We start from the raw sequence: 23916 nt of genomic DNA, 5'->3' as shown, positions 1-23916 counted from the left end.
CCAGACTGACTAGTCCGCCACATCGATGACTACACGCGTCGGGTTCTGCAATGTGCTGACCCGATACGGCTTGTCGTTGTCGCGAACTCCGACGAAGATCTGTGCTACTCCCTCGTAGAAGCTGCCGAGCTGGACTTGAGCGACAGAACCTGAGGCGGGCCCACCCATGGTGCGAGGCCCAGCATATGGATCAACGCCGGTGTCGAACGGGTAGCCCCATCCACTGATGTTCACCTGCAGAATGGTGGCTCCTGCTACCGGAAGGAGATTGCCCGAACCCGCTTCGTATGCTGCGTCGACGTAGCGTGCGTCGTAGCCAGGCTGGTTCCCCTGCCCATCCATGTCGATCACTATTCGGGTATACCCATCGTGCTGACCGGTGCGTACCCCTGTGACACTGAGGAACGTCCCGTCGCCCTGGGCTTGCGACTGTGGCCCTGCGTGCCCGTCGAAATTGGTTACCGCAGGGGGCGCTGGCGCCGCCTGAGCGGGCGGTGCGGCCGGCGCGGGAGGCTGCTCTTCTGGGGCGTCAGCGTGAGTTGGCGATGGTTCCGGCGTGAGATCCGTCCCGGTCGCCGCATCTTGTGGCGAATGGGTTGGCGTTACCGTCGTGTCGGGTGCCGCAGGCGTATCAGTGTCTGGTGACGAGCAGCCACCCGCGACGATAACCGCTGCAATAGCAGCCAGGGTGACTGTCCGACGCGCAAAGCGCTGATTCAAGGCCCGATGCTTCATGGCTCGATCGTATGAAACTCGCCGCTGAGTGGGTCGCGTTGCGATAACAGTTTGGCGAGGATCTAGCGGCGGCGCGCAACTAACCTCACCGCAAGATAGATGATGCCCCCTCCGAGGAGGAAGAACCCGAGCCATGGAAGTGAAAGTCCGGCACCGATTATCGCTGCGCGGACTGCCGAAAGTAACGCTTCCCACCCCTGTTGGACTCCGCCCCAGAACCCAGCGGCAGGATTCTGTTCGGCTGCGGGACGCTGCTCGAGCGAGAGGGTGATCGTCGAAAGCGAGACCTGGTCGGCTAGATAGGTGCGGCGCGCCTGGAGGCTCTCCAACTCGGCCTGCCGCTGAGAGAGTGCGTTCTCGCCGGCGATGAGATCCTCAGCTGACGTCGCGTCGGAAATTATCTCCTGGAGCCGCTCTATTGAACGCGTCAGAGAGTCGATTCGCGCGTCGATATCGATTACTTCGGTTGTGACGTCGCGCGCGGAGACGGTGACTTCCTCAACAGTGCCCAATTCGCGGAATTCATCTATGACGCTGTCGAGTTCGCTCGCAGGCACTCGGATGGTGAGCCGTGCTGACCCCGTGGAGTGCGCTGTTTCGGGGCGCTCAGTCCGATCGTCAACTCGCCCCTCGACAGACTCTGCGATTCGTGTAGCTTCGGCCGCACTCGCGGCAGCATCGTCTACGCGGATCATCATGTGCGCGGTCTGGATAATCTGACGCCGCATTGCATCCACGTCATCGGGGGCTGCCGGACTCGACTCAGGAAAAGCGCCATCGCCGCGAAAATCCTCGGACATGCCCGGGAGATCCCGGGCGGGGGCGCTGTAAGAATCATCGCCGTCGCTACAACCTGCAACCATGAACAGGAACGCAGCGAGAATGAGAGCTGCGGTGCGCGTGACACGGGATGTGAGGCGCCGCGGCTGACCAGCCTTCGTGTGAGCCATATCTTGAAGGTACGCGCCGACGCTGACGACTGTGGGCACACTCTTTCTGTCGGTGTGCCCGACTAGGATTGGGCCGATCACGAAGCCGGGCCATACGTGGCGCGGGTGAGGCCAAGGCGCTGGATGAGCAGAGGAGGTGGGCGTTGTCGCGCAAGTCCATCCCGGTGCTGGTGATAGCGGGATTTCTAGGGTCAGGAAAGACGACCCTGCTGAACTACTTGCTCAGGCACAATCGCGACACACGCATCGGTGTCATGGTCAATGATTTCGGTGCGATCAATATTGACGCGCTGCTGGTCGCCGGCCAGGTCGACGCTATGGTTTCACTCAGCAATGGCTGCATTTGTTGTGAAGTCGACACCGAAGACATCACGGACATGCTCGGGAAGCTCGCGAGTGCCAAGCCGAGCGTGGACGTAATTGCGGTGGAAGCGAGTGGCGTTGCAGAACCGGGCGCACTGGCAAGGCTGGTGCTTTCCGCAGATGATCCTCGCTTTCATTTCGCGGGGCTCGTCCTTGTCGTCGATGCCGAAGCGTCCGTGCACGCGCAGCACCCGGAGCTCGCTCAGCACGTTCGTGTAGCGGACCTGGTGCTGCTGAACAAATCTGATCGCATCGCCGTCGATCAGCTTGCTGAGCTGCGTAAGCAGGTGGCGCTGCCGAATCCGAAGGCGCCCGTTGTCGCCACGGCGTTCTGTCGCGTCGATCCCGAGCTTCTGTTCGACCCCGTGTCGCGTCCGCGGCGCTCGCGCCACGCTGAGCAACTCTCTTTTGATCAGCTGCTCGAGCACGATGATCATGACCACCACCACCATCATCCGTCGTATCAGTCTGTCGCGTGGTCGTCAGAACGCCCTCTACACCCGCGCAGATTCGTGTCCTTTCTCGAAGAACGCCCGCCCGGCCTATACCGGGCGAAGGGGGTGCTCGACCTCGGTGATTACGGTGACGGGTCGCGGCTTGTCTTGCAGCTTGTCGGCAGATCGCTCCGAGTCGAACGGGGGACGTGGGGGACTGCGGAGCGCCCGTGTACCCGCCTTGTATTCATCGGGCTGGACATCGATGAGGCCACACTTGCTGCAGGCCTTGACGCGTGCGTTGTCACTGATGACGACTGCCCTGACGAGTACGCGGCGCTCTCTGTTTTGCGGTACGTGCAGAGCGACGACATATTTCACGACGAAGTAATGTTCCAGTGAGGGCAGATTTCGGTGGCCGGGTACCCACACACGTCCTGTCGGCCGCTGAGATCCGGAACGACGTGGTCGTGACAATCCCGGACATCGCACCGTTTATGGAGTTTGGCGGCGGCGAATGCGTTACCCATCTGTACCTCCGGCGGGGAACACTAGCGAGCTTTGCCCCGGGAGACATCGTCGGTGTTGTCACCAGCCACGCTGGCGCTGAAATTCTTCGCGTAGACCGCGACGAATTAACTCGTCCTCGCGCTGACCTGCGTACCCGGGTACGCCGCTTCGTGAGGGATCGGGAAGGAGCTCCGGCCGGGCTCCACTCACTGGTGGCCTACCTCTGCCGCGATGATCCGGAGTTCTGCCGCGCGCCGTCGCTGCCCCTCAGTGAACTTTTAGCACGCTATCGCGTTTCGTGGGACGGCGACCGTGTGGGCCTGGACCAGTTCGACTTCGAGAAGTACCGCAACGACGAGCGGATCGAGTTCCTTGTGGCGGCGCACGGTATGGATGTGGACGAAGCAGCTGCCGTCGCCACTATGCACAATCGGGTACGTGGTGCCCTCGGCGGCCTTGGCACTGCCGACCTGCACAGCGATGTCATTCGATGTGCCGCCAAGGTCGAGAGTGCAGGCGCTGCGTACGGCATGATCGCCCCCTGGCTGCATGACGAGGCGCAACGGTCGCGGATTCTCGATCTGCTGACTGTCAGCGTCGCTCAGGCGCCGCACGGTCAGGCCGCAGGCGTCCTTGCCTGGGTCTGCGGCGCGATAGCAGCGGCCGAGGGAATGACGGCTGACGTCATCGCGTTCGCGCAACGATGCATTCGTGAGTTGCCTGAGTGGGGTCCTGGCGTTGAGTTCGCCGCCGAAGTCGCGGTTGATCGTGGGGAGTTCGACGAGGCCCAACGAATACTCACTGGACTGCCACGACGCAAGCGGAAGGACTGCTTGCCGCACTCCGTACTCGGGGCTCTGATGCGTGAATTGGAGCTCGCGCCGCCTATATCGGAGATCGACACAGCGAAGGGGCTATACAGCAAGCTTCTCCGATTCACCAGATCCGACCCGAGCGCCCGGATGGCGCTGATCGAGGTCGCACAGGCGCTGCGGCAGGACTCGGATCAAGTTCCCCTACCCGATGACAGCGAGTTGTCAGGCCTTATTGCTGACCCTTTGGTCGTCTCATGTGTCGTGGTCGAGGGCGGAATGTTGCATCATTTCTTGCGAACGCGGGGCGGTCTCCTGCCCAGCAATGAACGCGCATTGCTCGAGCGATGGGCGGGAGTGCGTCGTCGCATCTTCGTCGTCGATGCGGTGGGCACTAGCGACAACCTGCTGGCGCTTACCAGCCTGGATGGTGACGTGACGCGGTGCTACGTGGCCGCTGAACTACGCGGGAAAGTCGTTCAAGGCGGAAGCGTCCTCGCATGGTCTGTGCCGCTGCTGCGCGGCGCCAGTGCCGTATTCTCGCTCTGCGCTGTTCCCGCGCCGGCTGCGGCGGTATTTGACGAACTGGCTCGTTCCTCGCCGACTCCACGCGAGCTTCTCGCTGCGCTGCAACTGGCTCAGGGCGAGGCTGGAGTGCTCGTGCACGACTCTGTCGCAATATCTGTTCCGTGAACGCCGCGCAGAATCAGTACGGGCGTTTCACAATCATAGATTCCTCAGAAATCCGTGATGTTTGTGTAGGTGTCCTGTGACCCAATTGTTTCCAGTAGTCACACGTGTCGCAACGATCCCAAAGTGGGCAGCTAAGGAGTCATCCGTCTGACTGACAGGTGAAAGTGGACGGTCATTCGCCAGCAGTGCCTGTCAGACCCCGAAGGGCCGACTGCTCCAAGGGGGTGAATCTGCAGCTCAGGACGCTAAAGCGGGGAGGTCTCCGCTCCTGACCTAGTACTCGAGATCGCTCTGACTTGTGCAATATTTGTGCAAACCTTAAAGATTCTCTGCGGCCGTTATCCTCCTGTGATAAGGGTTTCAGTCATGTTATCTGTGCGTTTTGTAAACATCACCAAACGGTGGTGTTCAATGGGCTTAAGTGCGGCTACCATAAAAATTGTCCAGGCCGGTGAAAGCGCTGGCCTCATGGGCTGTCTACCCGATTAGCTCCTGTCTGCCTGGCTGGAGCGGAACCAAGAGGGAGGTCGCGGAGGCGACTGCGCAATCTGAGCCCATCCGAGGTCGGGGTCGGTCGGGCTTGGTGGAGAGTTGGAGAGATGATGACGGTGACCTCTGGTACCCGCGAGCTCGTTCGCGCGATCCTCGCATACGAGTGCGCTGATGGCCTTGCTGATCGCCAGTCCATTGAAGCGATACGCAACGGCGATATCGAATATTGGATGAGCGCCATAGAGTCCTCTGCGTTGTTTGCGCCTGGCGAACTTCGCCGGATGAGGTTTGTTTTTGAATCAGATCCGGAACAGTTGATAGCGGTCATGCTTGAGGGCGCAGATGAGTTGCGCGAGCGGCGTTCGAGCTCTCATCAGCGAAGCTCGCCTTGGGTTTCGGAAATTGCGTCTCGCTCACACTCGCCAGGTTCGAGAGCGACGGGCTAGCGGCAGGAGGCGACAGGCTGCCGTGAGATATCTAGTCCTGCGTCCCCGCGGCCTCATTGATCGCCGCGCGCAATAGTGCCGCTGTCTCGGGCAGTGCTGACGCGCGCCGGGTAAGTAGGCCCCCCGCGAGCCGCATTTTGTCGCCGTGGCGCCGCGGAATCACGTGGATATGCGTGTGCGGGACGGTTTGGAAGGCTGCTTCGCCGTCGTTGATCACGATATTGGCGCCCTCGGCCCCAATTCTCTCGTCGCGGACGGCCCGCGCGATAATCTGTGCGGCCGAGAATACTTGCGCACCTAATTGTTGTGGCAGTTCGCTCAGGTCCTGTGCGTGAGTTCGAGGGATGACCAGGGTGTGGCCGCGCTTGATCGGTCGAATGTCAAGAAAAGCGACAACATTCTCATCTTCGTACACGACGTGGGCGGGGCCGGACCCCGCCACGATGCTGCAGAAGATGCACTCTTGCTGATCCATCACACAAGTGTGACGGATTACACCGCGTCTACACCGGGTACTCCCAGATGTCCGCCTTGCCTCGCGGCTTCCTCGCGCCCCGCAACGAGGACACTCTATTTCCACGCTTCAGGAGCGGCGGACACGAGTAGAGAATTGAAGGCGCTGTAGCGGATCCCGAGTCCGCACCATAGGCTCTGCCACGATGGGCAGGTTCATTCGCCGCCGAAGGTCGGCGCCAGCGTCAGGTAGCCACCAGCACACCATGCGGCAGATATGGGTGCTGGTCGCCGCTGCATTTGTCATTGCGCTCGGCTTCGGCCTCATAGCTCCAGTGCTTCCCGAGTTCGCGAGAAGCTTCAACGTGGGAATCACGGCGGCTTCCGCGATCGTGAGTGTGTTCGCGCTGACGCGCCTGATATTCGCGCCTGCGAGCGGGCAGTTGGTACAAAAACTCGGGGAACGTCCGGTGTACCTCGGGGGACTTGCCATAGTCGCCGTGTCCACCGCGGCGTGTGCCGCCGCCCAGAACTACTGGCAGCTCATGATTTTTCGCGGGCTAGGTGGCGTCGGTTCCACGATGTTCACGATTTCAGCGATGGCGCTTCTGATCCGGCTGGCGCCCCCGGATATGCGCGGTCGCGTCAACAGCTTGTACAGTTCGGCGTTCCTGCTTGGCTCGATCGGGGGGCCGCTGATCGGCGGATTGCTCGGCGGCCTAGGGCTACGTGTTCCGTTCATCGTCTATGCCGCGGCCTTGGTTGTGGCAATCATTGTGGTCCAGACCCAGTTGAGTCACACCGGACCAGGGGAGAGCGGAGCGCAATCGAGGCGCGAGGAGTTCCTCGTTCGGGACGCGATAAGGGACCCTTCGTACCGGGCGGCCTTGCTCACCAACCTGGCCCACGGCTGGGCGACGTTCGGTGTCCGCGTAGCTGTTATTCCGCTATTCGCCGTAGCAGCGCTGACGGCCGGTCCTCGTCTGGCAGGCATGGCCCTCGCTGCCTTTTCCGCAGGAATGGCACTTGTTTTGATTACCGGTGGGCGGCTGTCTGATCGTTATGGGCGAAAGCCGCCAACGGTCCTTGGGTTGCTAGTCGCCGGTGGCGCGACGATTGCACTGGGTTTGTCTGACGTCACGTGGGTGTTCATTGTGCTGTGCGTGATCGGTGGCATGGGGACCGGCTTGTTCGTTCCAGGGCAGCAGGCGGCCGTGGCCGACATTATCGGATCAGACCGCAACGGCGGCCGGGCGCTTGCAACCTTCCAGATGACGTCCGACTTCGGTGCCATCGTCGGACCGATCCTCGCTGGTCTGATTGCGGAGCAAGTGTCGTTCGGAGCTGCATTCGCACTAACGGGCGCGATGCTGATCGCCGCGGCGATCTACTGGCTTTTCGCACCCGAGACGATCGTCCGCGCCGCGCGTGAGGCGCGCACCGAATCATCGGATCACGACCGTGTTGATCCCAGGAAGCGGCCCGACGAAGGGTGACACTGAACGCTATGACCCGTCACCGTGTGATCGCTTTGTTGGTTGCGCTAGCAGTTCCGCTTGCCGGGGGCTGCACAATTGGCGACGTCAGCGACCCTGCGGACGACGCGGAGCAACCAACTGCCTTTCCCGCGACAGTCGAGAGCTGTGGCGAAGAGGTCACCGTGCGCGCAGTTCCCCAGCGCGTGGTCGTCAACGATCCGGCGGTCTTTGAGCTTCTGCTCGAACTGGGGCTCCACGACCATCTGGCGGGGTATGCGGGCGCGGGTGATCAGCGGAACATCCCCGAACAGTACGCGGAACAGTATGCGAACATCCCCGAGCTCAGTTCGGCCGACTTCACGCTTGAGGACATCCTCGAAGCCGAAGCGGACCTTGTGATCGCGGGATGGATGCAGGGATTCTCGCAGCAGACGGGATTAACTCCCGAAGCGCTGCGGGAAGCGGGGATCCCGAGCTACGCACTTTCTGAAACCTGCCGTCGCGTGATCGATAACTTGCCGCCCGCTTCAGTCGACGAGTACTTCGACGATGTTCGGAATATCGGTGTGCTTTTCGGTGTCAGCGATCGGGCAGAGCAATTGGTAACCGAGTGGCAGCGGAAGATTCTCGACGTTCAAGCGTGCGTCAGCGACAGCCCGCGGCCCCCAGCCCGAACCGTGACAATCAGCGGGGGCGACGCTGAGATCGCGGAAACCGCACCGGGGCTGACCTTTGCTAGCTTCCTCGATCGTCTCGCTGGTGGCGAGAACATCTTTAGCGACGTGCCCCGGTTGTGGGGGGCGATGTCGTGGTCAGCCGTTGCTGAGCGTGATCCTGAGGTCATTGTCGTAGTGGACAACGCAACAGGACCTTCACCCGAGGAGACCTTATCCCTGATCCGGTCGAGGCCTGAACTGAATACCGTCGACGCGATTGTCAGCGACCGTGTGCTGGTGCTGCGCCGCAGCGAAGTCTATGCGGGCCCATTGCTTGGCGAGGGCGTTGCAGCGCGCGCATCGGTGATGCACCCCGACACGTGCGGTTAGGGACCGGCACGCTAGGTGGTTCCGGGTTGTCCTGAGATTTACCGGCGCGACCTGAAATATCCATTGAAATGTCCAATCTGACGGTTTTCCGTTGATCAGATGGACGCCGCAGCAGCCAGAATGGTTCCGGTCGGATTCTTTAAGTGCCCTCGGCAGGACACACAAGACATGGGCAGCCGGAAAACGCCTGGTCATCGCGGATTCCTATCCGATCTAGCGATGCCGGTGCGCTGGTACCGAACCATCTAGGTCCCGTTGGGGATCATGGCCCGCTCGGGGCTCATCCGTCGAGGAAACGCAGCAGTTCCGAGGTGATGACTGAGGGTTCTCCTCGATGAGCCAGTGTCCTGCGTTCGGCACGTCCACTGCCTGCACGATATTGGTCCTCCGTGGGGCCGCGGTCGCCCGGTCCGGGTCGAGCTGGCCCTGGGCGGCCATCAGCAGCGTGGGCACTTGTGTGGGTGCTGTTGCCACGGCAATGCGGTGATCATGTGTTCCTGTCCCGGGGGGTCAGCGCCCGGTGGCGCCGTCGATCAATTCGCGGAGGATGTCGGCGTGGCCTGCGTGGCGGCCGGTCTCCTCGATCCGCCTAGAGAGCTCATCCCAGCAATCGAAAAACACACACCGGCCCCCGTCGGCCGGGGCGTAACACAACACGCGCGGCGGATCACTTCAGGCTCCGGGATTACCTCGGGCCGGACCCCTCGGCTTGCAAGCCATTCTTGCCTTGCACAGCGACGAAGGTCACTCGTCCAGTAGGAACTCGCAGGGTTAGTGCCGACCACCACGCTGCCCTGGCTCAGCGGTCCAGCTCTGCGGGCAGTTCGTCCAGCAGCCCCCTGTTGTCGGTCGCGACGGTGTCCTTGGTTCAGCCTTGCAGCAGTGAGGCCGCGTCGCGCCGGGCGGTCCGCACCTTCGCTGTCAGCGGGCAGTCCACGCTCGCCACCTAGGCGACGACCGGCGTGTTATTGGCCGGGCCGAAGGCATCGGCCTGGCGCTGCAGTAGAGTAATTCGCCTCTACGGCTGCCCGGGCGCGTGTGGGTCATAGTTCGATGAGTTTGGCGAAATTCCAGCTGGTGAGCTTGTCCGGGGTGATCCGCAGCCAGGCGTGCTTGTAGTCGGCGGGGATCTGGTCGGTGTCGAAGTACTTGCGCGCGAACAATGATTCCGGCTCGCTCAGGATCGGGTCGGGGGTGTCAGTGCGCGGTACCTCGCCGACCACAACTGCTCGACCGAGGATTTCGACGCCGCGCAGTTCGAAGTAGTCTTTGCCGGCGTCGATGACGATCGCGATGTCCGGGTTACGGGTGAGGTCGGTCCACCGCTGGCTTTTCACGATCGAGTACAGCCACAGGCTTTCGCCGTCCCACACGAACCAGAGTGGCGCGACGTGAGGGTGTCCGGATGCGGTGAGGGTGGCGACGCGGCAGGTGCGCTCCTCGGCGAGGAAGGCGTCGATTTCATCGGGGGTCATGGCGATCTTGCGGCCGCGTCGTTGCTGTTTCATCGATGCTTCTTTCGGTCTGTGGTCAGTTCGGCAGGGCTGAGCAGTTGCCGGTCGTCGGAACGTCGGCGAACCGAGCCAGCAGCCAGTCGGTCATCGCCGACAAATACGGGAGCATGCCGATCCCATGTCCGACCCCGAGGCCGTTGAACCACGGGGGAATTCGATCGAACTTGTTCAGTTCCACGGTCGTGCCCTCGCGCGAGCTCCGGAACATGTTGCGCAGCAACAGATCCGGCACGCACGAGGTGGCGACCTCTCGTTTTCCGCTGTCGTTGGTGATGCGGTCGCGCCCACAAAGCTGCCGCGCAGGTCGAGTTCGGGTGCGAAGCCGGGCTGCATCTCCGCGGCCGAGGCTGCCGCACCACCACCTTGGGAGTAGCCCGCGATCGCGAGCGGTGAGGCCGCGCCCAGGGAGGTGCCGGGTAGTTTCCGAGCCGCCCTGGCCGCGGCCAGCACGGCGTGACCTTGGGACTCACGGTTCATCCAGTCGTGCACCGCGGGGGTGCCGAGTCCGGCGTACTCGGTCATGACGTCGAACGGGAAGTTGTAGTTGAGCAGTTTTCCGAACAGCTTCGACGGTGCGCAGTCGTCGCCTTGGCCCTGGGTGCCCGCCGCCATGGTGACCAGCGGTCGATCGCCGGGCCCGGTCCAGGGTTGGCTGGGCTCGAAGTAGGTGCCCGTCACCGCGATCGGCTCGTCGTGGGCGTCGTTGCTGCGGTACATGATCCGTTGCGCGGTCGCCGGGATCGTGACGTCGTTCAGCCGGAGCGACAACGGGAGCGGGAACGGTTGGGTGCGAATGACGTCACCGGCTGCCGATCCGGGGAGCGGGTCGGGAGGAAGGTAAAAGGCATCGACGGCGGCATCGCTCGAGCCCGTGGGCGGCGCTGCTGCGGGGACCCCGCCGAGCGCGAGCGCCATCACCGTGACGACGGTCAGACACCGCATTGTGTCCGCGAATTTCATGAGTGTCCTGGGTTCTATAGCGGGCGAGGCGCGATGAGGAATTCGCGCAGCAGCGCGGCGACCTCGTCGGGGGTCTCCACATTGGGGGTGTGGCCGGCGTTTTCGATGACTCGCACGGTCGCACCCGCGGCGCGGTAGCGCGTGATGCTTGCCTCGCAGTCGAAGAACTGGTCGTGACGGCCGTGGATCGCGAGCACGGGTTTGTCGATGCCGTAGACCCGGGCATCGAGCGGTTCCGCCCGCAACTCGAGATCGCGAGTTTGCGCCACGGCGCGGTACATACCGCGCGACATCACCGCGCGGTCGTGCAGCGGCTGGCGCGGATCATCGAAACCGGATCCGATGTCGAAGCCGGGCCGGAATCCGCCGCGTAACACCCGCCACACCACCCAATCCGGTGTCAGATGGTGCACCAGTTGCGGCACCATCGGCAAACCGACCAGCGAATGGCCGCGAGGCAACTTGGCGAGGCTGTAGTCCGGCGATTGGCTCATGATCACGATCTCACTGACACGAGCCGAGATCGCTCCGACGCCCAAGGCCGTATCGGTGCCATAGGAATGCCCGACCACCATCGCGTCGGTGAGGTCGAGCTCATCGAGAACCGCTGCCAGGGAATGGGTCTGGTCCTGCGGATCGAGGCCCTGATCGCCACCGGTAAGCCCGTGGCCGTTGAGATCAACTCGAATGACCCGGTAGTCGTCGGCCAGTCGCGGCACGACGCGGTCGTACCAGTGCAACGAGCAGGCGAACCCGTGCACGAGCACGATCGGTTTGCCCTGTGGGTTGCCGTCTTCGCGGAAGTACATCTGGGTCACCGTCCCGTCCAGCCCGGGGCGCGCTTGTCCGCGAACGCGAGGATCCCCTCGCGGCAGTCTTCGGAGGCGAGCACGGTCTCGATCGCCCTTTGTGTGACGGCCCAACCGGTTTCGTCGGAGGCAGCGTGGTAGCTATCGAGCGCGCGCAGGGTTTCCCGGATGGATACCGGCCCGTTGACACGCAGCCGACCGGCCAGCTCGAGCGCCGACTCGACAGCCTTGCCCGGCTCGGTCAACACATTGACCAGCCCGAGCGCGTGCGCGCGTTCAGCAGCGAGGGGCTCACCGGTGAGCAGCAGTTCGGTGGCGATATTGCGCGGCAACGCCCGGGCGGTACGGAACAGCGCCCCGCACGCCGCGATTACCCCGCGCCGCACTTCGGGCAGGCTGAACGACGCGGCCGTGGAGGCCACCACCAGATCACACGCCAGCACCAGTTCGAACCCGCCGCCCAGGGCGGGGCCGTCGACCGCCGCGATGAGCGGTTTGACGCGGTGACGGCGCACCAGGCCGTATTCCCCACCGCGTGCGGTCGGTGCGCCCGAGCCGCGCTTGAGATCGGTGCCCGCGCTGAATACCGCACCCGCGCCGGTCAACACACCGGCGCGCAGCTCGGGATTGTCGTCCAGCTCGTTCAGCGCCGCGTCCAGAGCCGCGGTCAGCTCGGCGTCGATCGCGTTGCGCTGGCGCTCGCGCTGCATGGTGAGCACCAGGGTGTCGTCGACGCGAGTGCATTCCAGAATGTCCGCGGTGCTGGTCACCACTACGACACCTGCCTTTCCGATTCGTTCCAAAACTGTTTGCGCAGTGCGCGTTTGAGGATCTTTCCCGCTCCCGACAGCGGCAGGGACTCGGTGATCTCGATGCTGCGCGGCACCTTGTACCCGGCGATGAGCGCCTTGGTGTGCTCGCGGATCTCCTCGAAGGTGACCGTTCGACCGGCACGGCAGACGATCACCGCGTGTACCCGCTCACCCCACGTCGGATCGGGTATACCGATGACCGCGCACAACGCGACCGCCGGATGGGCGGAGATCGCGTTCTCCACTTCGGCGGAGTACACGTTCTCCCCGCCGGTGATGATCATGTCCTTGAGCCGGTCGACCACATGGACGTAGCCGGCGTCGTCCATGAATCCGCCGTCGCCGGTGTGCATCCAGCCGTCTCGCAGGACCGCCGCGGTCTCCTCCGGCTTGTTCAGATAGCCGAGCATGACATGGCCGCCGCACACCACGATCTCGCCGACCGTGCCGCGCGGCACCTCGAGGTCCTCGGCATCGACGATGCGCACCTCGCTGTGCGGCAACGCGCGCCCGGCCGTACCCAGCAGGGTGTCGGTGTGATCGCCGGGGGTGAGCATGGTGGCGATGGCGGCGACCTCGGTCATCCCGTACGCCTGCACGAACCGCGCGTGCGGGAAGGCCGCGACCGCCCGGTCCAGCACGGCCCGCGAGATCGGCGCGCCGCCATAGAACAGGTGCCGCATCGACGAGAGATCATGCTCGGCCGCCGCCGGATGATCGGCCAGCAACTGAATCATGATGGGGATCAGAACGGTTTCGGTGACCCGATGCTCCTGGATCGCCGCCAGCACCGCCGGCGGATCGAAGGCCGGGACGATCACGTGCGTACCACCCAGGCTTACCCCGCACGCCCACAGAAAATGATCGGCGAGGTGAAACATAGGGGTGGCGTGCAGGATTCGGGAGTCTTTGTCGAAGAGCCCGGTGGCCAGCCCGCCCAGTATCGAAGTCTGCAGATTCGCGTGGCTGAGCAGTACCCCCTTCGGGAATCCCGTGGTGCCGCCGGTGTAGAACACTCCCGCGACCGCGTGACCGCCGCGGCGGGCGTCGGGAATCGGGTCGGAGGCCGCGACAAGTTCCTCGTAGTCGAGCATGCTCTCCGGCACGAGGCCCTCGCCGCAGTACACCACGGTGCGTAAACACTCGCTCTGCTCCCGGATGGCCGCCACCATCGGCGCGAAAGCCTCGTCGACGAACAGCACCCGACTGTCGGAATCGGTGAGTGAGTAAGCGATTTCGGCGGGACTCCACCGGATATTGACCGGATTGATCACCGCGTTCGCCCACGGCACCGCCAGCAGGAACTCGCTGTAGCGATCCGAATTCAGCGACAGGATCGCCACCGGCTCGTCGTCGCCGACGCCCAACCCACGCAGCGCTCCCGCCAATGCGGCAATGCGCTGGGCCGCTTCGGCATACGTCCGCCGACGGTCCCGATAGATCGTCATCACCCGCTCGGGGTGCTGTTGCACCGCGCGATGCAACCCCTGTGTCAGATACATCCCTTGCCCTTGTCGTCGAGTACGGCAGTCCGCCCGTGTCGAGTATTCGGGCAGCGGCGTAGGTCACACCATGGATCCGATGCCAACGCGATCACGACGATTTTGTTGCTCATTCCAATGGGTCGCCATACTCTCGACAACACCATGGGAGCCACCGCCGAACCACCACAGGCCGCGCAGCTACGACGCCTCCTGACTCAGCTCATGGAACAAAAAGAGCAGCTCATCGATGCCATGACACATCGATCGCAGGCCGCCGCGGCTGGCTACTCCGCGATCTCGGCAGCGACCGTCGCCCGCACGTCGCCGGTGTTGTTCGATCGCATGATCGACGCCCTGGGCCGACAGAGTCCGTTGAACGAAGACGACCTGCAAGTCTTCCGCGATTACGGGAAAATACGCGCTCAGCAAGGGGTTTCACTGCCAGACATCCAGCACAGCTGGCGGGTGACCATTCAGGACGTATTGTTCGCGATAACAAAAGCGGGTCGCGACCTTGAGATTCCCGACGCGCTGCTCCTCGACACCACCCATCAGTTGCTCGCACTGGTCGACCAGGCAACCACTGCCTACGCGGCAGCCCACCGCGAAGTCGAGCTGGAACTGTCCCGACGCGACCTGCATATGCGAGCCGATTTCACCCGTGCGCTGCTGCTCGGTACGCTCGGCGCCGCCGCCGTACGGCAACAAGCCGATCGATACGGCCTCGATCCGGACGTCGAATACCGCGCATTCCGAACCCGGCTCACCGACCCCGACACCACCGACGCATCGCCCTGGTCGATGCGCGCCGCGGCCTCGTACGGGTTGACGACCGTCGTCGACGGCGACCTTGCCGGTGTGCTCGAATCGGCCAGAACCCTCTACACCACATCCACCATCGGCATCGGCCCGCCCGTCCCACTTGCCGATCTGCCACGATCCTTCGGCCTGGCGGGCCGAGCGCTGGCCACCGCCGAAACCTTCGGCCGACCGGGGCCGAACACCCTGGAATCCCTGGGTGTACTACCCGCCGTCATCGCCGACCACGACCTCGGGGCCGAACTCCTCCGCCGGCTCCTCCTTCCCCTCGGCACCGACGCACAGGCACAGCTCCTCATCGACACCGTCGACCGCTACATCGACACCGGTATGCGCGCCGACCTCACCGCAGCACAACTCGTCGTACACCCCAACACCGTCCGCTACCGCATCGCCAGATTCGAAGGCCTCACCGGCACCGACCTCCGCAAACCCCATGCCACCCTGCAAGTCTGGTGGGCCATCCGATACCGGGAAACCACCCGCCGGGGCATATGATCCGGGCCCGACCGCAGCCAACGAAGTGACGACCGCACCGCCGACTGTCGCGACCCGAACAGCGGCTCCGCGTGGGTGTGACTACCTGGTACTCGCGCAGGTCATGCGCGGCATTGAGCATTCCGAATACGGGACGACCTTGATGTCCAGCGATCCTACGCCGGACCTCCGACGTCGACTCTGTCTTGATCACTGGACCTGACGGGGTCAGCGCGCCGAGCGAGTACTCCGGGTCCGTCCGCTCTTCAAGGGGACCGAGGAGTGTCAGTTTTTCGTGCCCGAACGCCCGGAATTGGCAACGGATTGGCAACCGGGCACGGCGAAATACGGTGGGCCGGGTGGCATGAGGCGGGACAGGACGGACGAGCGAAACCCCGTTGACCAGAACAGAACGAATCCGCCGAATGTGGAGGGACGGCCTGGGATGGGTCCTCGTTGGCTCATAACCCAGCGATCGCAGCTCAACGTGCCACCTCGGCTGTCGGACAGAGTCCCGGATGTACCGGCGGATGGTCGACAGGGCGGAACCGGTGGGATGTGGTGGGAATCGCAGTGCCATTTTGAGTGCCAGTTTTGCGGCCGAAATGGTGGGAATCCAGGGGGTTCGGTAGGAAGTGATGGGATGTGTTGAGGCAAGGAAATGCCAGTTCAGAATAGGTAATAATCCCAAGACCGCCCGGTCGGTGAACGGTTCTTGGGGTTCTGACGACGATGGAGATGACCATCCTGCTGTTGCTGGCCGAAGGACTCACCAACACCCAGATCGCGAATCGGATGTTCTTCACCGACAACACCGTCCGCGCGCTATGTCGCTCGGCTCATGCGCAACTCGGCATCGACAGCCCCGACCAAGCCAGCGACTACGCCGCGTACCTGCGGGATGTGTGAGCATGCCGGTGGCGAGAACACAGACAAACAGTGAATCATGTTTTCGCCCTGCGCTGTACAGCGTCAGCAAGGATGTTGGGCGACATCGCTTGCTGTCGTATCCACGACCTCCAGCGCCACGGACTGTAGGCAAGTACTGCCTGTTCCACGCCAGAACCGTGGATCCCGCCGGGATTGCATCAAACGCACTATCGCCCTGGTGTGCCCGGCCGGGCGGCCGCGCAGGCAAAGAGCTAGGAAGTCGCCACCCTGGACCTGTCCGGCGTGCCGTGCCTGTCGCTCGACCTTGTGGTGCAGGCGGCGCTGCCCGGGTACGACCAGGCGGGCGCACAGCCGGATGGCCATCTTGACGACCCGAGCGTCCTTCGATAATGTCGATTATTGAATAATGACCATTATCTAGATCGGGAGGCAAACGTCATGGGCGGTTTCGATCTGGTGATCCGAGGCGGATACTTCTTCGACGGAACCGGTGCTCAACCCGCGATGCGTGATGTAGGAATACGTGCGGGACGGGTGACGGCGATCAGCGCTGAACCCTTGGTGACCGAGGGAGCGGAGGTCGTCGACGCTGACGGCCTGTGGGTGATGCCGGGCCTTATCGATGTCCACACGCACTACGACGCTGAGGTGTTGGTTGCCCCCGGGCTCTCGGAATCGGTGCGCCACGGCGTTACGACCGTGGTCTTCGGGAACTGCTCCCTTTCCACTGTGTACGCCTCCCCCGACGACTGCGCGGACCTGTTCTCGCGCGTCGAAGCCCTGCCGTGGGAGGCCGTGCACTCAGCGGTCAAGGAACACCAGACCTGGGCAAATCCACACCGCTACGTGGAGGCACTCGAGTCTCGCCCGCTGGGACCTAACGTCGCGGCGTTCATCGGCCACTCCGACATCCGCGCGGCGGTCATGGGCTTGGACCGGGCCACCGATCCAGGCGAGCGCCCGACTCCCGCGGAGTTGGGCCGGATGCGCGCGATGTTAGGCGATGCGCTAGACGCCGGGTTCGTGGGACTGTCGACCATCAGAAGTTCATTCTCGAAGCTGGACGGCGTGCGCTACCCGGCGCGTCAACTTCCCTCCACCTACGCGACCTGGCGAGAGTACCGCGCACTGAACCGCGTGCTCCGCGACCGCGGGCGCGTGCACCAGTGCACACCCAACGCTGCCCGTAAGGCCGAGGTCGGCAAGTTCTTCGCCCAGAGCGCTGGTCGAGGCAGAGCGCCCTTGAAGACCACGATGCTCACGGCGGCAGATCTCAAGGCAGACCCGAAGCTGATCTGGTTGCTGACCAAGGCGACGGCGTTGCTGAACCGGGTGGCCGCCTCGGACTTGCGCTGGCAGCACCTGCCGGTGCCGTTCGAGGTGTACGCCGATGGAATCGACCTGGTCGTCTTCGAGGAGTTCGGCTCGGGTGCCGCGGCATTGAACGTGCGCGACGTGCTCAAGCGCGGCAAGCTCGTGGACACCGAGGCTTACCGCCGCCAGTTCCGCAAGGACTTGGAGCGCCGGTTCGGTCCACAGCTATGGCACCGCGACCTGTTCGACGCCGACATCGTCAGCTGCCCTGACGCCGAGGTGATCGGCAAGTCGTTCGGCCGCGTCGCCCAAGAGCGGGGCATTCACCCCGCTGATGCCTTCCTTGACCTGGTGGTCGCCCATGGCGCCGCCTTGCGCTGGCGTACGACAATCGCTAACCACCGGCCCGACGTGCTCGACAAGATCGCGGACAACCCTCAGATCCAGATGGGTTTCGCCGACTCCGGCGCCCACCTGCGCAACATGGCGTTCTACAACGCCGGCCTTCGCCTACTGAGACGAGTCAAGGAGGCTGCCGAGGACGGCCACGAGTTCCTCAGCCTCGAACGCGCTGTACACCGGCTCACCGGCGAACTCGGCGACTGGTACGGCCTGGACGCCGGCACCCTCCGCCTGGGGGACCGCGCCGACATCGCCGTCATCGACCCCGCCGGGCTCTCGGAGGCCTCGGCCGACTACGCCGAAGCCACCCTCGACGGACTCGGGGGCGTCTCCCGAATGGTCAACCGCAACGACAATGCCGTGGCCGCAACCATCGTCGGCGGTCAGGTCGTCTACCGCTACGGCACCTTCGCCGACGGATTCGGCACGACGCGACGCTCGGGGACTTTCCTGCGGGCAGGGAAGGCACAGTAATGAACTTTGTCCCAGTCCCGATCAACCGCCGGACACCCCGCGCCGAGGTCCGCGACCGGCTCCTGCAAGCGGCCTCCACTGTGTTCGCCGAACGCGGCTTCGCCGGAGCCACCATGCAACAGGTCGCGGCCACCGCCGGGTTCACCACCGGTGCGCTCTACTCCAACTTCACGAACAAGGACGACCTGTTCTTCGAGCTCTTCGACCGGGAGGTGACAGGCCGCATCGCGGCAGTACGGGCAATCCTCGGCCAGGCCGATCTCACCGTCATCAACGAAGCGACCGCACTCGCAGCCGGTCAGCAGCTGACCGCCGCGATGCAGCAGAGCCGCGAATGGCAGCTGCTGTTCACCGAGTTCTGGCTTCGTGCCGTCCGCGACGACCAGCTACGCGAGCGATGGGTCGAGAAGCGCCGCGACTACCACCAGCAACTGACCGAGTTAGCCGACGAAGCGCTCACCGGCTGGGGCGCAGGCGCAGCCGTCTCCGCGCGCACGCTCATGTTCACCATCCTGGCATTGAACAACGGCCTCGCCATCGAAGAGCTCGCCGATCCGGGCAGCGTTCCAACCGACACGATCGGGACCGTCCTGGTCCGCCTGCTGGGTCTCAGGAGAAGTGCATGACCACCAAGAACATATCGTCACCCGGGCGTTGGCGTGTCGGCAGCTTGACCGGTCGCACCAGCGCCGAGCCGGCGACAGGCGGTGCAGGAAGGGTTATGTCGGTCGATGGCGTCGGCCTGCACGTCCGAGCGGACGGCCCGGTCGACGGACCCGCACTCCTGATGCTGCACGGCTTCGGTGCGTCCATGGCATGGTTCGACCAGGTCGTTGCCCGCCTGCCGGAATGCCGGATCATCCGGGTCGACCTCCTCGGGCACGGCGGTTCTGCACGACCGACGTCCGGCTATGACCCCGACAGCCAAGGTCGGCTCTATGCGCGTCTGCTCTCCGATTTGGACCTGAACGACGTCACGGTTGTCGGCCACTCGATGGGCAGCCTCTTCGGCGTGGCTACCGCCGAGCACACCACCCGCATCACCCGGCTTGTGCTGATGGGCGAAGGGCCCGACACGAGCACCGGAACGCTGCCATCCGGCGAGTGGATGATTCACATCCCATGGATCGGCCCGATATTGCAGCACCATGGTCCCGCGTTCGTCACCAAACGCGTGGTGCGCCGAGCATTCGCGAAGGGCTTCGACATGGCCACAGCATTCGGTAACCCCGCTCAGGGGCTCGAGGACGCCCGCAGCCTGAACCACCCCGCCTTCACCGAATCCATTAGGCGGCGGCAGGCGTGGACCGGACGGCTTGGCCTGGACGCACGGCTGGACAAACTCGCATTGCCGGCGCTCGTCATCTTCGGCCGAGAGGACCGCTTCTACAACGTGGATGCCTCGCTGGCACGCTACCGGGCAGTGCGAACAATCATGATCGCAGTGCTCGAGCATGTGGGGCACACACCGATGATCGAGGCGCCCGACCGCGTCGCTGAGCTGATCCGCGAGTTCCTCTCTTCTGGCGAGAAGCCGGAAACTCCATTGGAATCCGCCGACCCGAGAATGAAGCAGCCATGACCGACGAACTCCAGGAGGCCTGGCTTCCTCACCGGCGCCACCGGTGGCCGCGGCCACGCGACCGCCCGGCCCTCGCGCACCAGGTGCCGAGGTGGTCCGCACCGGACGATGCGTTGTCGTGCTCGCTCCATGGGCCGAAGAGCTGGGGCCACCACCAGCCCACCGGCTGTGCCAGCTACCGGACCCAGCAGCCTTGACCAACTGTCGCTCAGACAGATAAGCCCCTCGCCTGGTCGTGTGCGGGAGATTCAGCCGCCACCCACGAGATCCGGGCCGACCCGCCGTGCCCGCTGCCGACACTGTGTGCGCGCCAGATCCAGACCGCCATCGACGCGGCCAACGCCAAGCTGGCTCGCGTCGAGCAGATCAAGTGCTTCGGAATCGTTCCCGGCTTCCGGCTGCCCGGAGGCGACGAACTGACTCCGACCATGCGGCGCGAACGCAGGCCCATCGCCACCAGGTATTCCGCTCCGATCGACGCCCTCTACCAAGCTCAGCGCTGACGAAGGACCAACATGTCTATCCTCTCCCGCTTCCTGACCTGCGCAATGCTCGTGGCGCTGGTCGTGTTCGGCTTCGTCCCCGTGGCAGCCGGCGATCCGGTGTACACGCACCCCGACACGCCGGGCCCGGCCCTGTCCCCCTCCCCGGAGGAGCTAGCTGCTGCGGTCACCTGCTCGGGCAACTTCGCGAACGGTAAGCAGGCAGTGCTGCTCGTTCCCGGGACCGCGCAGACAAGTGCCTCACATTTCTCGTGGAACTGGAAACCAGCTCTGACCCGTGCGGACATCCCGTGGTGCGCGGTCAGTCCGCCGTCCAACTCACTGGGCGACATGGCGATCGCCGGGGAGTACGACGTGTACGCGATCCGCAAGACATTCGCCCTCAGCGGGCGCAAGATCGCTGTGGTCGGGCACAGTCAGGGCGCGATGCGCCCGCGCTGGGCGTTGCGCTTCTTCCCCGACACCCGCGCGATGGTGGCCGACTTCGTCGGCATCGCACCGCCCAATCGCGGATTGAGCCTGCACCTTCCCGCCGAGCCTTTGATCACCACCGCGTGCGACCTGGCTGCCTGTCCGGCCGCTGCCTGGCAGCTACGCGTGGGGTCCCAGTACATGCAGGCACTCAACTCCGGCCAAGAGACGTTCCCGGGCATCGACTACAGCGTGATCTACAGTCGCTTTGACGGCGGCGTCGCCCCCATCGACACCCCGCTCGACCCGGCGCCCGGGATCGTCTACCGACATGTCGCTATCCAGGACAAGTGCCCGCTGCGGATCGCCGATCACATCAGCAACGGAACGGTCGACGCTGCCGCCTGGGCCATGATCATCGACGCGATCACCCACCCGGGCCCCGTAGATCTGTCCCGCATCGATCCCAGTGTCTGCGGCCAGCCCTACATCCCCGGCCTGGACCCGCTGACCGCCGTCCAGGGTGGCATCACCGCACTCGGGCACATCACCAACGCGGCCGCTACCATGCCGCGAGTTCTATCCGAACCCGGACTGCCCTGCTACGTGTTCGCCAGCGGATGCAACTGACCACTCCATTCGAGGTTGTCCAGGCTGCCGTGGGTGTCGCTGCGGCATGCCGCGACATCGCGACGAACTATGGCTGGCATCGACCTGCTGTGGTGTACCCGCTGTGGCGATCGTCGTCGCATACCGGCGACCGGTAGGGCACGGAGGATGAGTAATCGGAAGGCGACTGGTCGTCGGGGATTTCTATGTGGTCTGAAGCTCTTGGACAAGTCGTCCGACGGCTGTGTGCCCAGCGCGGCGATCTCTTCGGCGCGGCCCTGGCCGACATCGACTCCACGGTGTGCGAGGCGAATTCGCGCATCTGTGGTTCGCCGAATGCGCTCGCGCAATCCGGGGCGTGAGATGTCGAGACGGCGATCACGGTCGGCCCGCGGAGATGGGGAGAACATCGAATGACCGGTCGACGCCGGTTCCCTATGCTGGGCTGATGACGCGATCGACGGTCCCCCCGGCGCCTCGCCGCACGCAGGAGCAGCGCAGCCAGGAAATGCGCACCCGGCTCCAGGACGCCACGATCGACTGCCTGGTCGAATTCGGCTACGCCGGTGCCACGACACCGCGGATCGCCGAGCGCCCGGCGTAACCCGTAGTGCGCAGGTTCACCACTTCGGCTCCAAGGCTGAGTTGATGACTGCGGCCATCAGCCGTCTCGCGCAACGGCGCATCGAGGCGGCCATGCAGGAGCTCGGCCGGATGGAGGTTCCGGGGGACCCTGTCACCGCGGTGCTGGACTTCTTGTGGGAGCTGCATGTTGTTGATCGAACGTACGGTCCTGTCTGCGGGTGCGGTGACGCGGTGCGGGAATTGATCCGGTGCGCGTGCCGGGCTATCTGGCTCTAGTCAGCCAGTTTCGCCAGTGCCCTGGTGGCTTGCTTGCGCGTGTAGGGGTCGGGGTCATCGAGATAGGACTCGATGACGGTTCGGGCGCCGGGCGCTTTCATCTGTCCGAGGGCCTCGATCGTGAAGTCCTCGCGCGTGGGCCGTCCGATTCTCACGGCACCGATCTCAACGGTGTCCTGCGCCGCGGCGATACCCCGACTCCCAAACAGCAACGCCAGATCAACGACCTCAACAACGAGCTGGCGAAGCTGCCCAACCACGAGGGCCCGGTGGTCCGGCATGTCAACATGACCCCGGGAAGAACTCGCCGGTCTCGAACCGGGCAAGACGTGGGCCGAACCCGGGTTCATGTCCACCTCGAACAAGCCCGATGGTGTCTCCGATGTCTTCGCGAACAATCGGAACGTGGAGATGCAGATCGTCCGCGTTCGAGGAAATGCGCGCTGGTGTCCGTCGGCGGGCGCTGGATCCCACCGCCTTCCGCAATGTCACGCACATCAAGGACGACAGCTGGTCCGGCACCGATCGGGAGAATTGGACGGTTCACCCGATGGGCACGAATGGCGCGACGAGAACGGCGCGCTGGTCTACCTCCGCGGCGGTGAAGGCTTCTGGCTCGCCCCCGACGGGCGCCGCGTGTTCGACCCCGTCGGCAACCCGATCGAGTAGTCGGCATCCTGGACCTGGAAGATTGGCGAGATTCGTGACCGGGTGGACGTGGCGTCGAAGCCGGGTGGTCAGCCGCGAGCGACTGATGCACGATTCGCTCGACGGACTGTCGGTGGGCGATGCGCTGGGCGCGCAGTTCTTCATCATGGGCCGTTCGCTGCCCGGTCTGCGTGCGGGCAATCCGCCACCGGGACCTTGGGACTGGACCGATGACACCGAGATGGCGTGCAGCGTGGTCGCCGAACTCCGCCGCCACCAGCGCATCGAGACCGCCGCGACCGCATTCGACGGCCAGGGGTCCTGTGGCAACGGCGCGGCCATGCGGGTCGCGCCGTTGGGCGCCGAACCCGGAACCCGCCCACCCCGACCGAGTTCCTCACCGTCGTCGCGGACCCGCTGGAACCCGGCCGGACGACATTCGGTGTCCAACGTGCTCGTGACATGCTCGGTGCAACCCTTGCCGAGGCCGTCCATGAGCTGGGTAATGGATCCAGGGTGACCGCTCAGGACACGGTGCCGTTCGCGTTGTGGGCCGCGGCGACGCATTTCGATGACTATCCGGCCGCGATCGCCGCCTGTATCGAGGCAGACGGTGACATCGACACGACCAGCGCGATCGTAGGGGGAGCGGCTCACACCGGGACCGCGTCAAGGACCGGGGTACCCGAAGCTTGGCTTACCGCCCGCGAACCGCTACCGCACTGGCTCAGCTGACCGTGCTCTCAACGAGCTGCAACCGGCAACCATGCCGGTTGCAGCTGTGGGTCGCAGGTTCGTGCCCTCGGCAGGATTCGAACCTGCGACACCTGCCTCCGGAGGGCAGTGCTCTATCCCCTGAGCTACGAGGGCCTGCAGCTGTCCGTGAGGTCATCACGGCGGCTGCTAGCGTAGCGCATTCCATTAGGAATTGCTG

General features: G+C 64.2%; 26 protein-coding genes, 1 tRNA gene and 2 pseudogenes. 16 read left to right on the top strand and 13 right to left on the bottom strand.

The window, feature by feature from the left end:
- Positions 1 to 9: 9 nt before the first annotated feature.
- Together AS9A_RS15875 and AS9A_RS15870 are read right to left on the bottom strand one after the other, a co-directional pair.
- Positions 10 to 735, bottom strand: a complete 726-nt coding sequence (locus tag AS9A_RS15875) for an AMIN-like domain-containing (lipo)protein (RefSeq protein WP_049793756.1) — start codon at positions 733 to 735, stop codon at positions 10 to 12.
- A 62-nt stretch (positions 736 to 797) separates the two neighbouring features.
- Positions 798 to 1685 (bottom strand): DUF4349 domain-containing protein, encoded by an 888-nt coding sequence (locus AS9A_RS15870; RefSeq protein ID WP_148262486.1) that lies wholly within the window; start codon positions 1683 to 1685, stop codon positions 798 to 800.
- Between the two features lie 143 nt (positions 1686 to 1828).
- On the opposite strand from AS9A_RS15870, the gene AS9A_RS15865 reads away from it, so the two are divergent.
- Together AS9A_RS15865 and AS9A_RS15860 are read left to right on the top strand one after the other, a co-directional pair.
- Positions 1829 to 2884, top strand: a complete 1056-nt coding sequence (locus AS9A_RS15865; RefSeq protein WP_013808094.1) for a CobW family GTP-binding protein — start codon at positions 1829 to 1831, stop codon at positions 2882 to 2884.
- Complete coding sequence (locus tag AS9A_RS15860; protein WP_013808093.1) at positions 2881 to 4497, top strand: hypothetical protein; 1617 nt, start codon at positions 2881 to 2883, stop codon at positions 4495 to 4497. Before AS9A_RS15865 ends, AS9A_RS15860 begins: the two co-directional genes overlap by 4 nt.
- Positions 4498 to 5466: 969 nt before the next feature.
- Here the strand turns inward: AS9A_RS15860 and AS9A_RS15850 are convergent.
- Entirely contained in the window at positions 5467 to 5910 is a 444-nt protein-coding gene (locus AS9A_RS15850; RefSeq protein ID WP_013808091.1) for an HIT family protein, read from the bottom strand.
- A gap of 244 nt (positions 5911 to 6154) precedes the next feature.
- Here AS9A_RS15850 and AS9A_RS15845 point away from each other — a divergent pair, with 244 nt between their 5' ends.
- On the top strand, positions 6155 to 7384 hold the full coding sequence (locus AS9A_RS15845; RefSeq protein WP_013808090.1) for an MFS transporter: 1230 nt from the start codon (positions 6155 to 6157) through the stop codon (positions 7382 to 7384).
- Between the two features lie 11 nt (positions 7385 to 7395).
- Positions 7396 to 8412: an ABC transporter substrate-binding protein gene (locus tag AS9A_RS15840; protein WP_013808089.1), complete on the top strand. Its 1017-nt coding sequence runs from the start codon at positions 7396 to 7398 to the stop codon at positions 8410 to 8412.
- Between the two features lie 510 nt (positions 8413 to 8922).
- On the opposite strand, the pseudogene AS9A_RS23390 reads toward AS9A_RS15840, so the two are convergent.
- From AS9A_RS23390 to AS9A_RS15815, 7 genes and pseudogenes are all read right to left on the bottom strand, one after another.
- A pseudogene (locus AS9A_RS23390) lies at positions 8923 to 9009 on the bottom strand (mycothiol transferase); the annotation flags it as partial.
- Between the two features lie 446 nt (positions 9010 to 9455).
- On the bottom strand, positions 9456 to 9920 hold the full coding sequence (locus AS9A_RS15835; RefSeq protein WP_013808087.1) for a pyridoxamine 5'-phosphate oxidase family protein: 465 nt from the start codon (positions 9918 to 9920) through the stop codon (positions 9456 to 9458).
- Between the two features lie 22 nt (positions 9921 to 9942).
- A complete protein-coding gene (locus AS9A_RS24190) occupies positions 9943 to 10104 on the bottom strand; it encodes a hypothetical protein (protein ID WP_013808086.1) in 162 nt (53 codons plus the stop codon).
- Entirely contained in the window at positions 10095 to 10886 is a 792-nt protein-coding gene (locus AS9A_RS15830) for a triacylglycerol lipase (protein WP_013808085.1), read from the bottom strand. The genes AS9A_RS24190 and AS9A_RS15830 overlap by 10 nt, the downstream gene beginning before the upstream one ends.
- Before the next feature lie 14 nt (positions 10887 to 10900).
- Positions 10901 to 11695, bottom strand: coding sequence for an alpha/beta fold hydrolase (locus AS9A_RS15825; RefSeq protein WP_013808084.1), 795 nt, complete (start codon positions 11693 to 11695; stop codon positions 10901 to 10903).
- A 5-nt stretch (positions 11696 to 11700) separates the two neighbouring features.
- Entirely contained in the window at positions 11701 to 12465 is a 765-nt protein-coding gene (locus AS9A_RS15820; RefSeq protein WP_013808083.1) for an enoyl-CoA hydratase-related protein, read from the bottom strand.
- Positions 12466 to 12467: 2 nt separating this feature from the next.
- On the bottom strand, positions 12468 to 14009 hold the full coding sequence (locus tag AS9A_RS15815; RefSeq protein ID WP_013808082.1) for an acyl-CoA synthetase: 1542 nt from the start codon (positions 14007 to 14009) through the stop codon (positions 12468 to 12470).
- 117 nt (positions 14010 to 14126) lie between these two features.
- Between AS9A_RS15815 and AS9A_RS22820 the strand changes: the two genes are divergently transcribed.
- The 5 genes from AS9A_RS22820 (at position 14127) to AS9A_RS15795 (ending at position 19950) form a co-directional block, all read left to right on the top strand.
- Positions 14127 to 15308 carry a PucR family transcriptional regulator gene (locus tag AS9A_RS22820; protein WP_013808081.1) on the top strand — a complete coding sequence of 394 codons (1182 nt, stop codon included), beginning with the start codon at positions 14127 to 14129 and terminating at the stop codon, positions 15306 to 15308.
- Positions 15309 to 16019: 711 nt separating this feature from the next.
- Positions 16020 to 16196, top strand: a complete 177-nt coding sequence (locus tag AS9A_RS23385) for a LuxR C-terminal-related transcriptional regulator (protein WP_013808080.1) — start codon at positions 16020 to 16022, stop codon at positions 16194 to 16196.
- A gap of 420 nt (positions 16197 to 16616) precedes the next feature.
- Complete coding sequence (locus AS9A_RS15805) at positions 16617 to 18368, top strand: N-acyl-D-amino-acid deacylase family protein (protein WP_013808078.1); 1752 nt, start codon at positions 16617 to 16619, stop codon at positions 18366 to 18368.
- Entirely contained in the window at positions 18368 to 18994 is a 627-nt protein-coding gene (locus AS9A_RS15800; RefSeq protein ID WP_013808077.1) for a TetR/AcrR family transcriptional regulator, read from the top strand. Before AS9A_RS15805 ends, AS9A_RS15800 begins: the two co-directional genes overlap by 1 nt.
- Entirely contained in the window at positions 18991 to 19950 is a 960-nt protein-coding gene (locus AS9A_RS15795) for an alpha/beta fold hydrolase (RefSeq protein ID WP_049793754.1), read from the top strand. The genes AS9A_RS15800 and AS9A_RS15795 overlap by 4 nt, the downstream gene beginning before the upstream one ends.
- 248 nt (positions 19951 to 20198) lie before the next feature.
- Here AS9A_RS15795 and AS9A_RS15790 read toward each other — a convergent pair whose 3' ends face one another.
- Positions 20199 to 20441: a hypothetical protein gene (locus AS9A_RS15790; RefSeq protein WP_041451145.1), complete on the bottom strand. Its 243-nt coding sequence runs from the start codon at positions 20439 to 20441 to the stop codon at positions 20199 to 20201.
- Between the two features lie 24 nt (positions 20442 to 20465).
- Between AS9A_RS15790 and AS9A_RS15785 the strand changes: the two genes are divergently transcribed.
- From AS9A_RS15785 to AS9A_RS23380, 4 genes and pseudogenes are all read left to right on the top strand, one after another.
- Positions 20466 to 21494: a lipase family alpha/beta hydrolase gene (locus AS9A_RS15785; RefSeq protein ID WP_013808075.1), complete on the top strand. Its 1029-nt coding sequence runs from the start codon at positions 20466 to 20468 to the stop codon at positions 21492 to 21494.
- The gene (locus AS9A_RS24185) at positions 21485 to 21631 is read left to right on the top strand and encodes a hypothetical protein (RefSeq protein ID WP_013808074.1); all 147 of its coding nucleotides are present in this window, start codon (positions 21485 to 21487) and stop codon (positions 21629 to 21631) included. Before AS9A_RS15785 ends, AS9A_RS24185 begins: the two co-directional genes overlap by 10 nt.
- 48 nt (positions 21632 to 21679) lie before the next feature.
- Positions 21680 to 21835: a hypothetical protein gene (locus AS9A_RS24180; RefSeq protein ID WP_158307377.1), complete on the top strand. Its 156-nt coding sequence runs from the start codon at positions 21680 to 21682 to the stop codon at positions 21833 to 21835.
- Between the two features lie 86 nt (positions 21836 to 21921).
- Positions 21922 to 22244 (top strand): annotated as a pseudogene (locus AS9A_RS23380) (TetR/AcrR family transcriptional regulator); the annotation flags it as partial.
- A gap of 86 nt (positions 22245 to 22330) precedes the next feature.
- Here AS9A_RS23380 and AS9A_RS15775 read toward each other — a convergent pair.
- Entirely contained in the window at positions 22331 to 22615 is a 285-nt protein-coding gene (locus AS9A_RS15775; RefSeq protein WP_041451144.1) for a HEAT repeat domain-containing protein, read from the bottom strand.
- Positions 22616 to 22682: 67 nt separating this feature from the next.
- Between AS9A_RS15775 and AS9A_RS15770 the strand changes: the two genes are divergently transcribed.
- From AS9A_RS15770 to AS9A_RS24675, 3 genes are read left to right on the top strand one after another with little or no spacing between them, the layout of a single operon-like run.
- Positions 22683 to 23003 carry a hypothetical protein gene (locus AS9A_RS15770; protein ID WP_041451143.1) on the top strand — a complete coding sequence of 107 codons (321 nt, stop codon included), beginning with the start codon at positions 22683 to 22685 and terminating at the stop codon, positions 23001 to 23003.
- A gap of 34 nt (positions 23004 to 23037) precedes the next feature.
- Entirely contained in the window at positions 23038 to 23502 is a 465-nt protein-coding gene (locus AS9A_RS24680) for an ADP-ribosylglycohydrolase family protein (protein WP_237707826.1), read from the top strand.
- Positions 23445 to 23717, top strand: a complete 273-nt coding sequence (locus tag AS9A_RS24675; RefSeq protein WP_407636550.1) for an ADP-ribosylglycohydrolase family protein — start codon at positions 23445 to 23447, stop codon at positions 23715 to 23717. The genes AS9A_RS24680 and AS9A_RS24675 overlap by 58 nt, the downstream gene beginning before the upstream one ends.
- A 62-nt stretch (positions 23718 to 23779) precedes the next feature.
- On the opposite strand, the gene AS9A_RS15760 is transcribed toward AS9A_RS24675, so the two are convergent.
- A tRNA-Arg gene (locus AS9A_RS15760) sits at positions 23780 to 23852 on the bottom strand.
- Positions 23853 to 23916: the final 64 nt, after the last annotated feature.

This window comes from Hoyosella subflava DQS3-9A1 (genome assembly GCF_000214175.1).
Lineage (GTDB): Bacteria > Actinomycetota > Actinomycetes > Mycobacteriales > Mycobacteriaceae > Hoyosella > Hoyosella subflava.
Note: the sequence above shows the minus strand (reverse complement) of the source record. Positions and strands in the feature narration are given on the sequence as shown.

What these genes read in the sequence shown, in the direction of transcription:
- AS9A_RS15875 (WP_049793756.1), bottom strand. Translation starts at nt 735, where the DNA reads ATGAAGCATCGGGCCTTGAATCAGCGCTTTGCGCGTCGGACAGTCACC.
- AS9A_RS15870 (WP_148262486.1), bottom strand. Translation starts at nt 1,685, where the DNA reads ATGGCTCACACGAAGGCTGGTCAGCCGCGGCGCCTCACATCCCGTGTC.
- AS9A_RS15850 (WP_013808091.1), bottom strand. Translation starts at nt 5,910, where the DNA reads ATGGATCAGCAAGAGTGCATCTTCTGCAGCATCGTGGCGGGGTCCGGC.
- AS9A_RS15845 (WP_013808090.1), top strand. Translation starts at nt 6,155, where the DNA reads ATGCGGCAGATATGGGTGCTGGTCGCCGCTGCATTTGTCATTGCGCTC.
- AS9A_RS15840 (WP_013808089.1), top strand. Translation starts at nt 7,396, where the DNA reads ATGACCCGTCACCGTGTGATCGCTTTGTTGGTTGCGCTAGCAGTTCCG.
- AS9A_RS15835 (WP_013808087.1), bottom strand. Translation starts at nt 9,920, where the DNA reads ATGAAACAGCAACGACGCGGCCGCAAGATCGCCATGACCCCCGATGAA.
- AS9A_RS15830 (WP_013808085.1), bottom strand. Translation starts at nt 10,886, where the DNA reads ATGAAATTCGCGGACACAATGCGGTGTCTGACCGTCGTCACGGTGATG.
- AS9A_RS15825 (WP_013808084.1), bottom strand. Translation starts at nt 11,695, where the DNA reads ATGTACTTCCGCGAAGACGGCAACCCACAGGGCAAACCGATCGTGCTC.
- AS9A_RS15815 (WP_013808082.1), bottom strand. Translation starts at nt 14,009, where the DNA reads ATGTATCTGACACAGGGGTTGCATCGCGCGGTGCAACAGCACCCCGAG.
- AS9A_RS22820 (WP_013808081.1), top strand. Translation starts at nt 14,127, where the DNA reads ATGGGTCGCCATACTCTCGACAACACCATGGGAGCCACCGCCGAACCA.
- AS9A_RS23385 (WP_013808080.1), top strand. Translation starts at nt 16,020, where the DNA reads ATGGAGATGACCATCCTGCTGTTGCTGGCCGAAGGACTCACCAACACC.
- AS9A_RS15805 (WP_013808078.1), top strand. Translation starts at nt 16,617, where the DNA reads ATGGGCGGTTTCGATCTGGTGATCCGAGGCGGATACTTCTTCGACGGA.
- AS9A_RS15800 (WP_013808077.1), top strand. Translation starts at nt 18,368, where the DNA reads ATGAACTTTGTCCCAGTCCCGATCAACCGCCGGACACCCCGCGCCGAG.
- AS9A_RS15795 (WP_049793754.1), top strand. Translation starts at nt 18,991, where the DNA reads ATGACCACCAAGAACATATCGTCACCCGGGCGTTGGCGTGTCGGCAGC.
- AS9A_RS15785 (WP_013808075.1), top strand. Translation starts at nt 20,466, where the DNA reads ATGTCTATCCTCTCCCGCTTCCTGACCTGCGCAATGCTCGTGGCGCTG.
- AS9A_RS24185 (WP_013808074.1), top strand. Translation starts at nt 21,485, where the DNA reads ATGCAACTGACCACTCCATTCGAGGTTGTCCAGGCTGCCGTGGGTGTC.
- AS9A_RS24180 (WP_158307377.1), top strand. Translation starts at nt 21,680, where the DNA reads ATGTGGTCTGAAGCTCTTGGACAAGTCGTCCGACGGCTGTGTGCCCAG.
- AS9A_RS15775 (WP_041451144.1), bottom strand. Translation starts at nt 22,615, where the DNA reads ATGCCGGACCACCGGGCCCTCGTGGTTGGGCAGCTTCGCCAGCTCGTT.
- AS9A_RS15770 (WP_041451143.1), top strand. Translation starts at nt 22,683, where the DNA reads ATGTCCACCTCGAACAAGCCCGATGGTGTCTCCGATGTCTTCGCGAAC.
- AS9A_RS24675 (WP_407636550.1), top strand. Translation starts at nt 23,445, where the DNA reads ATGCTCGGTGCAACCCTTGCCGAGGCCGTCCATGAGCTGGGTAATGGA.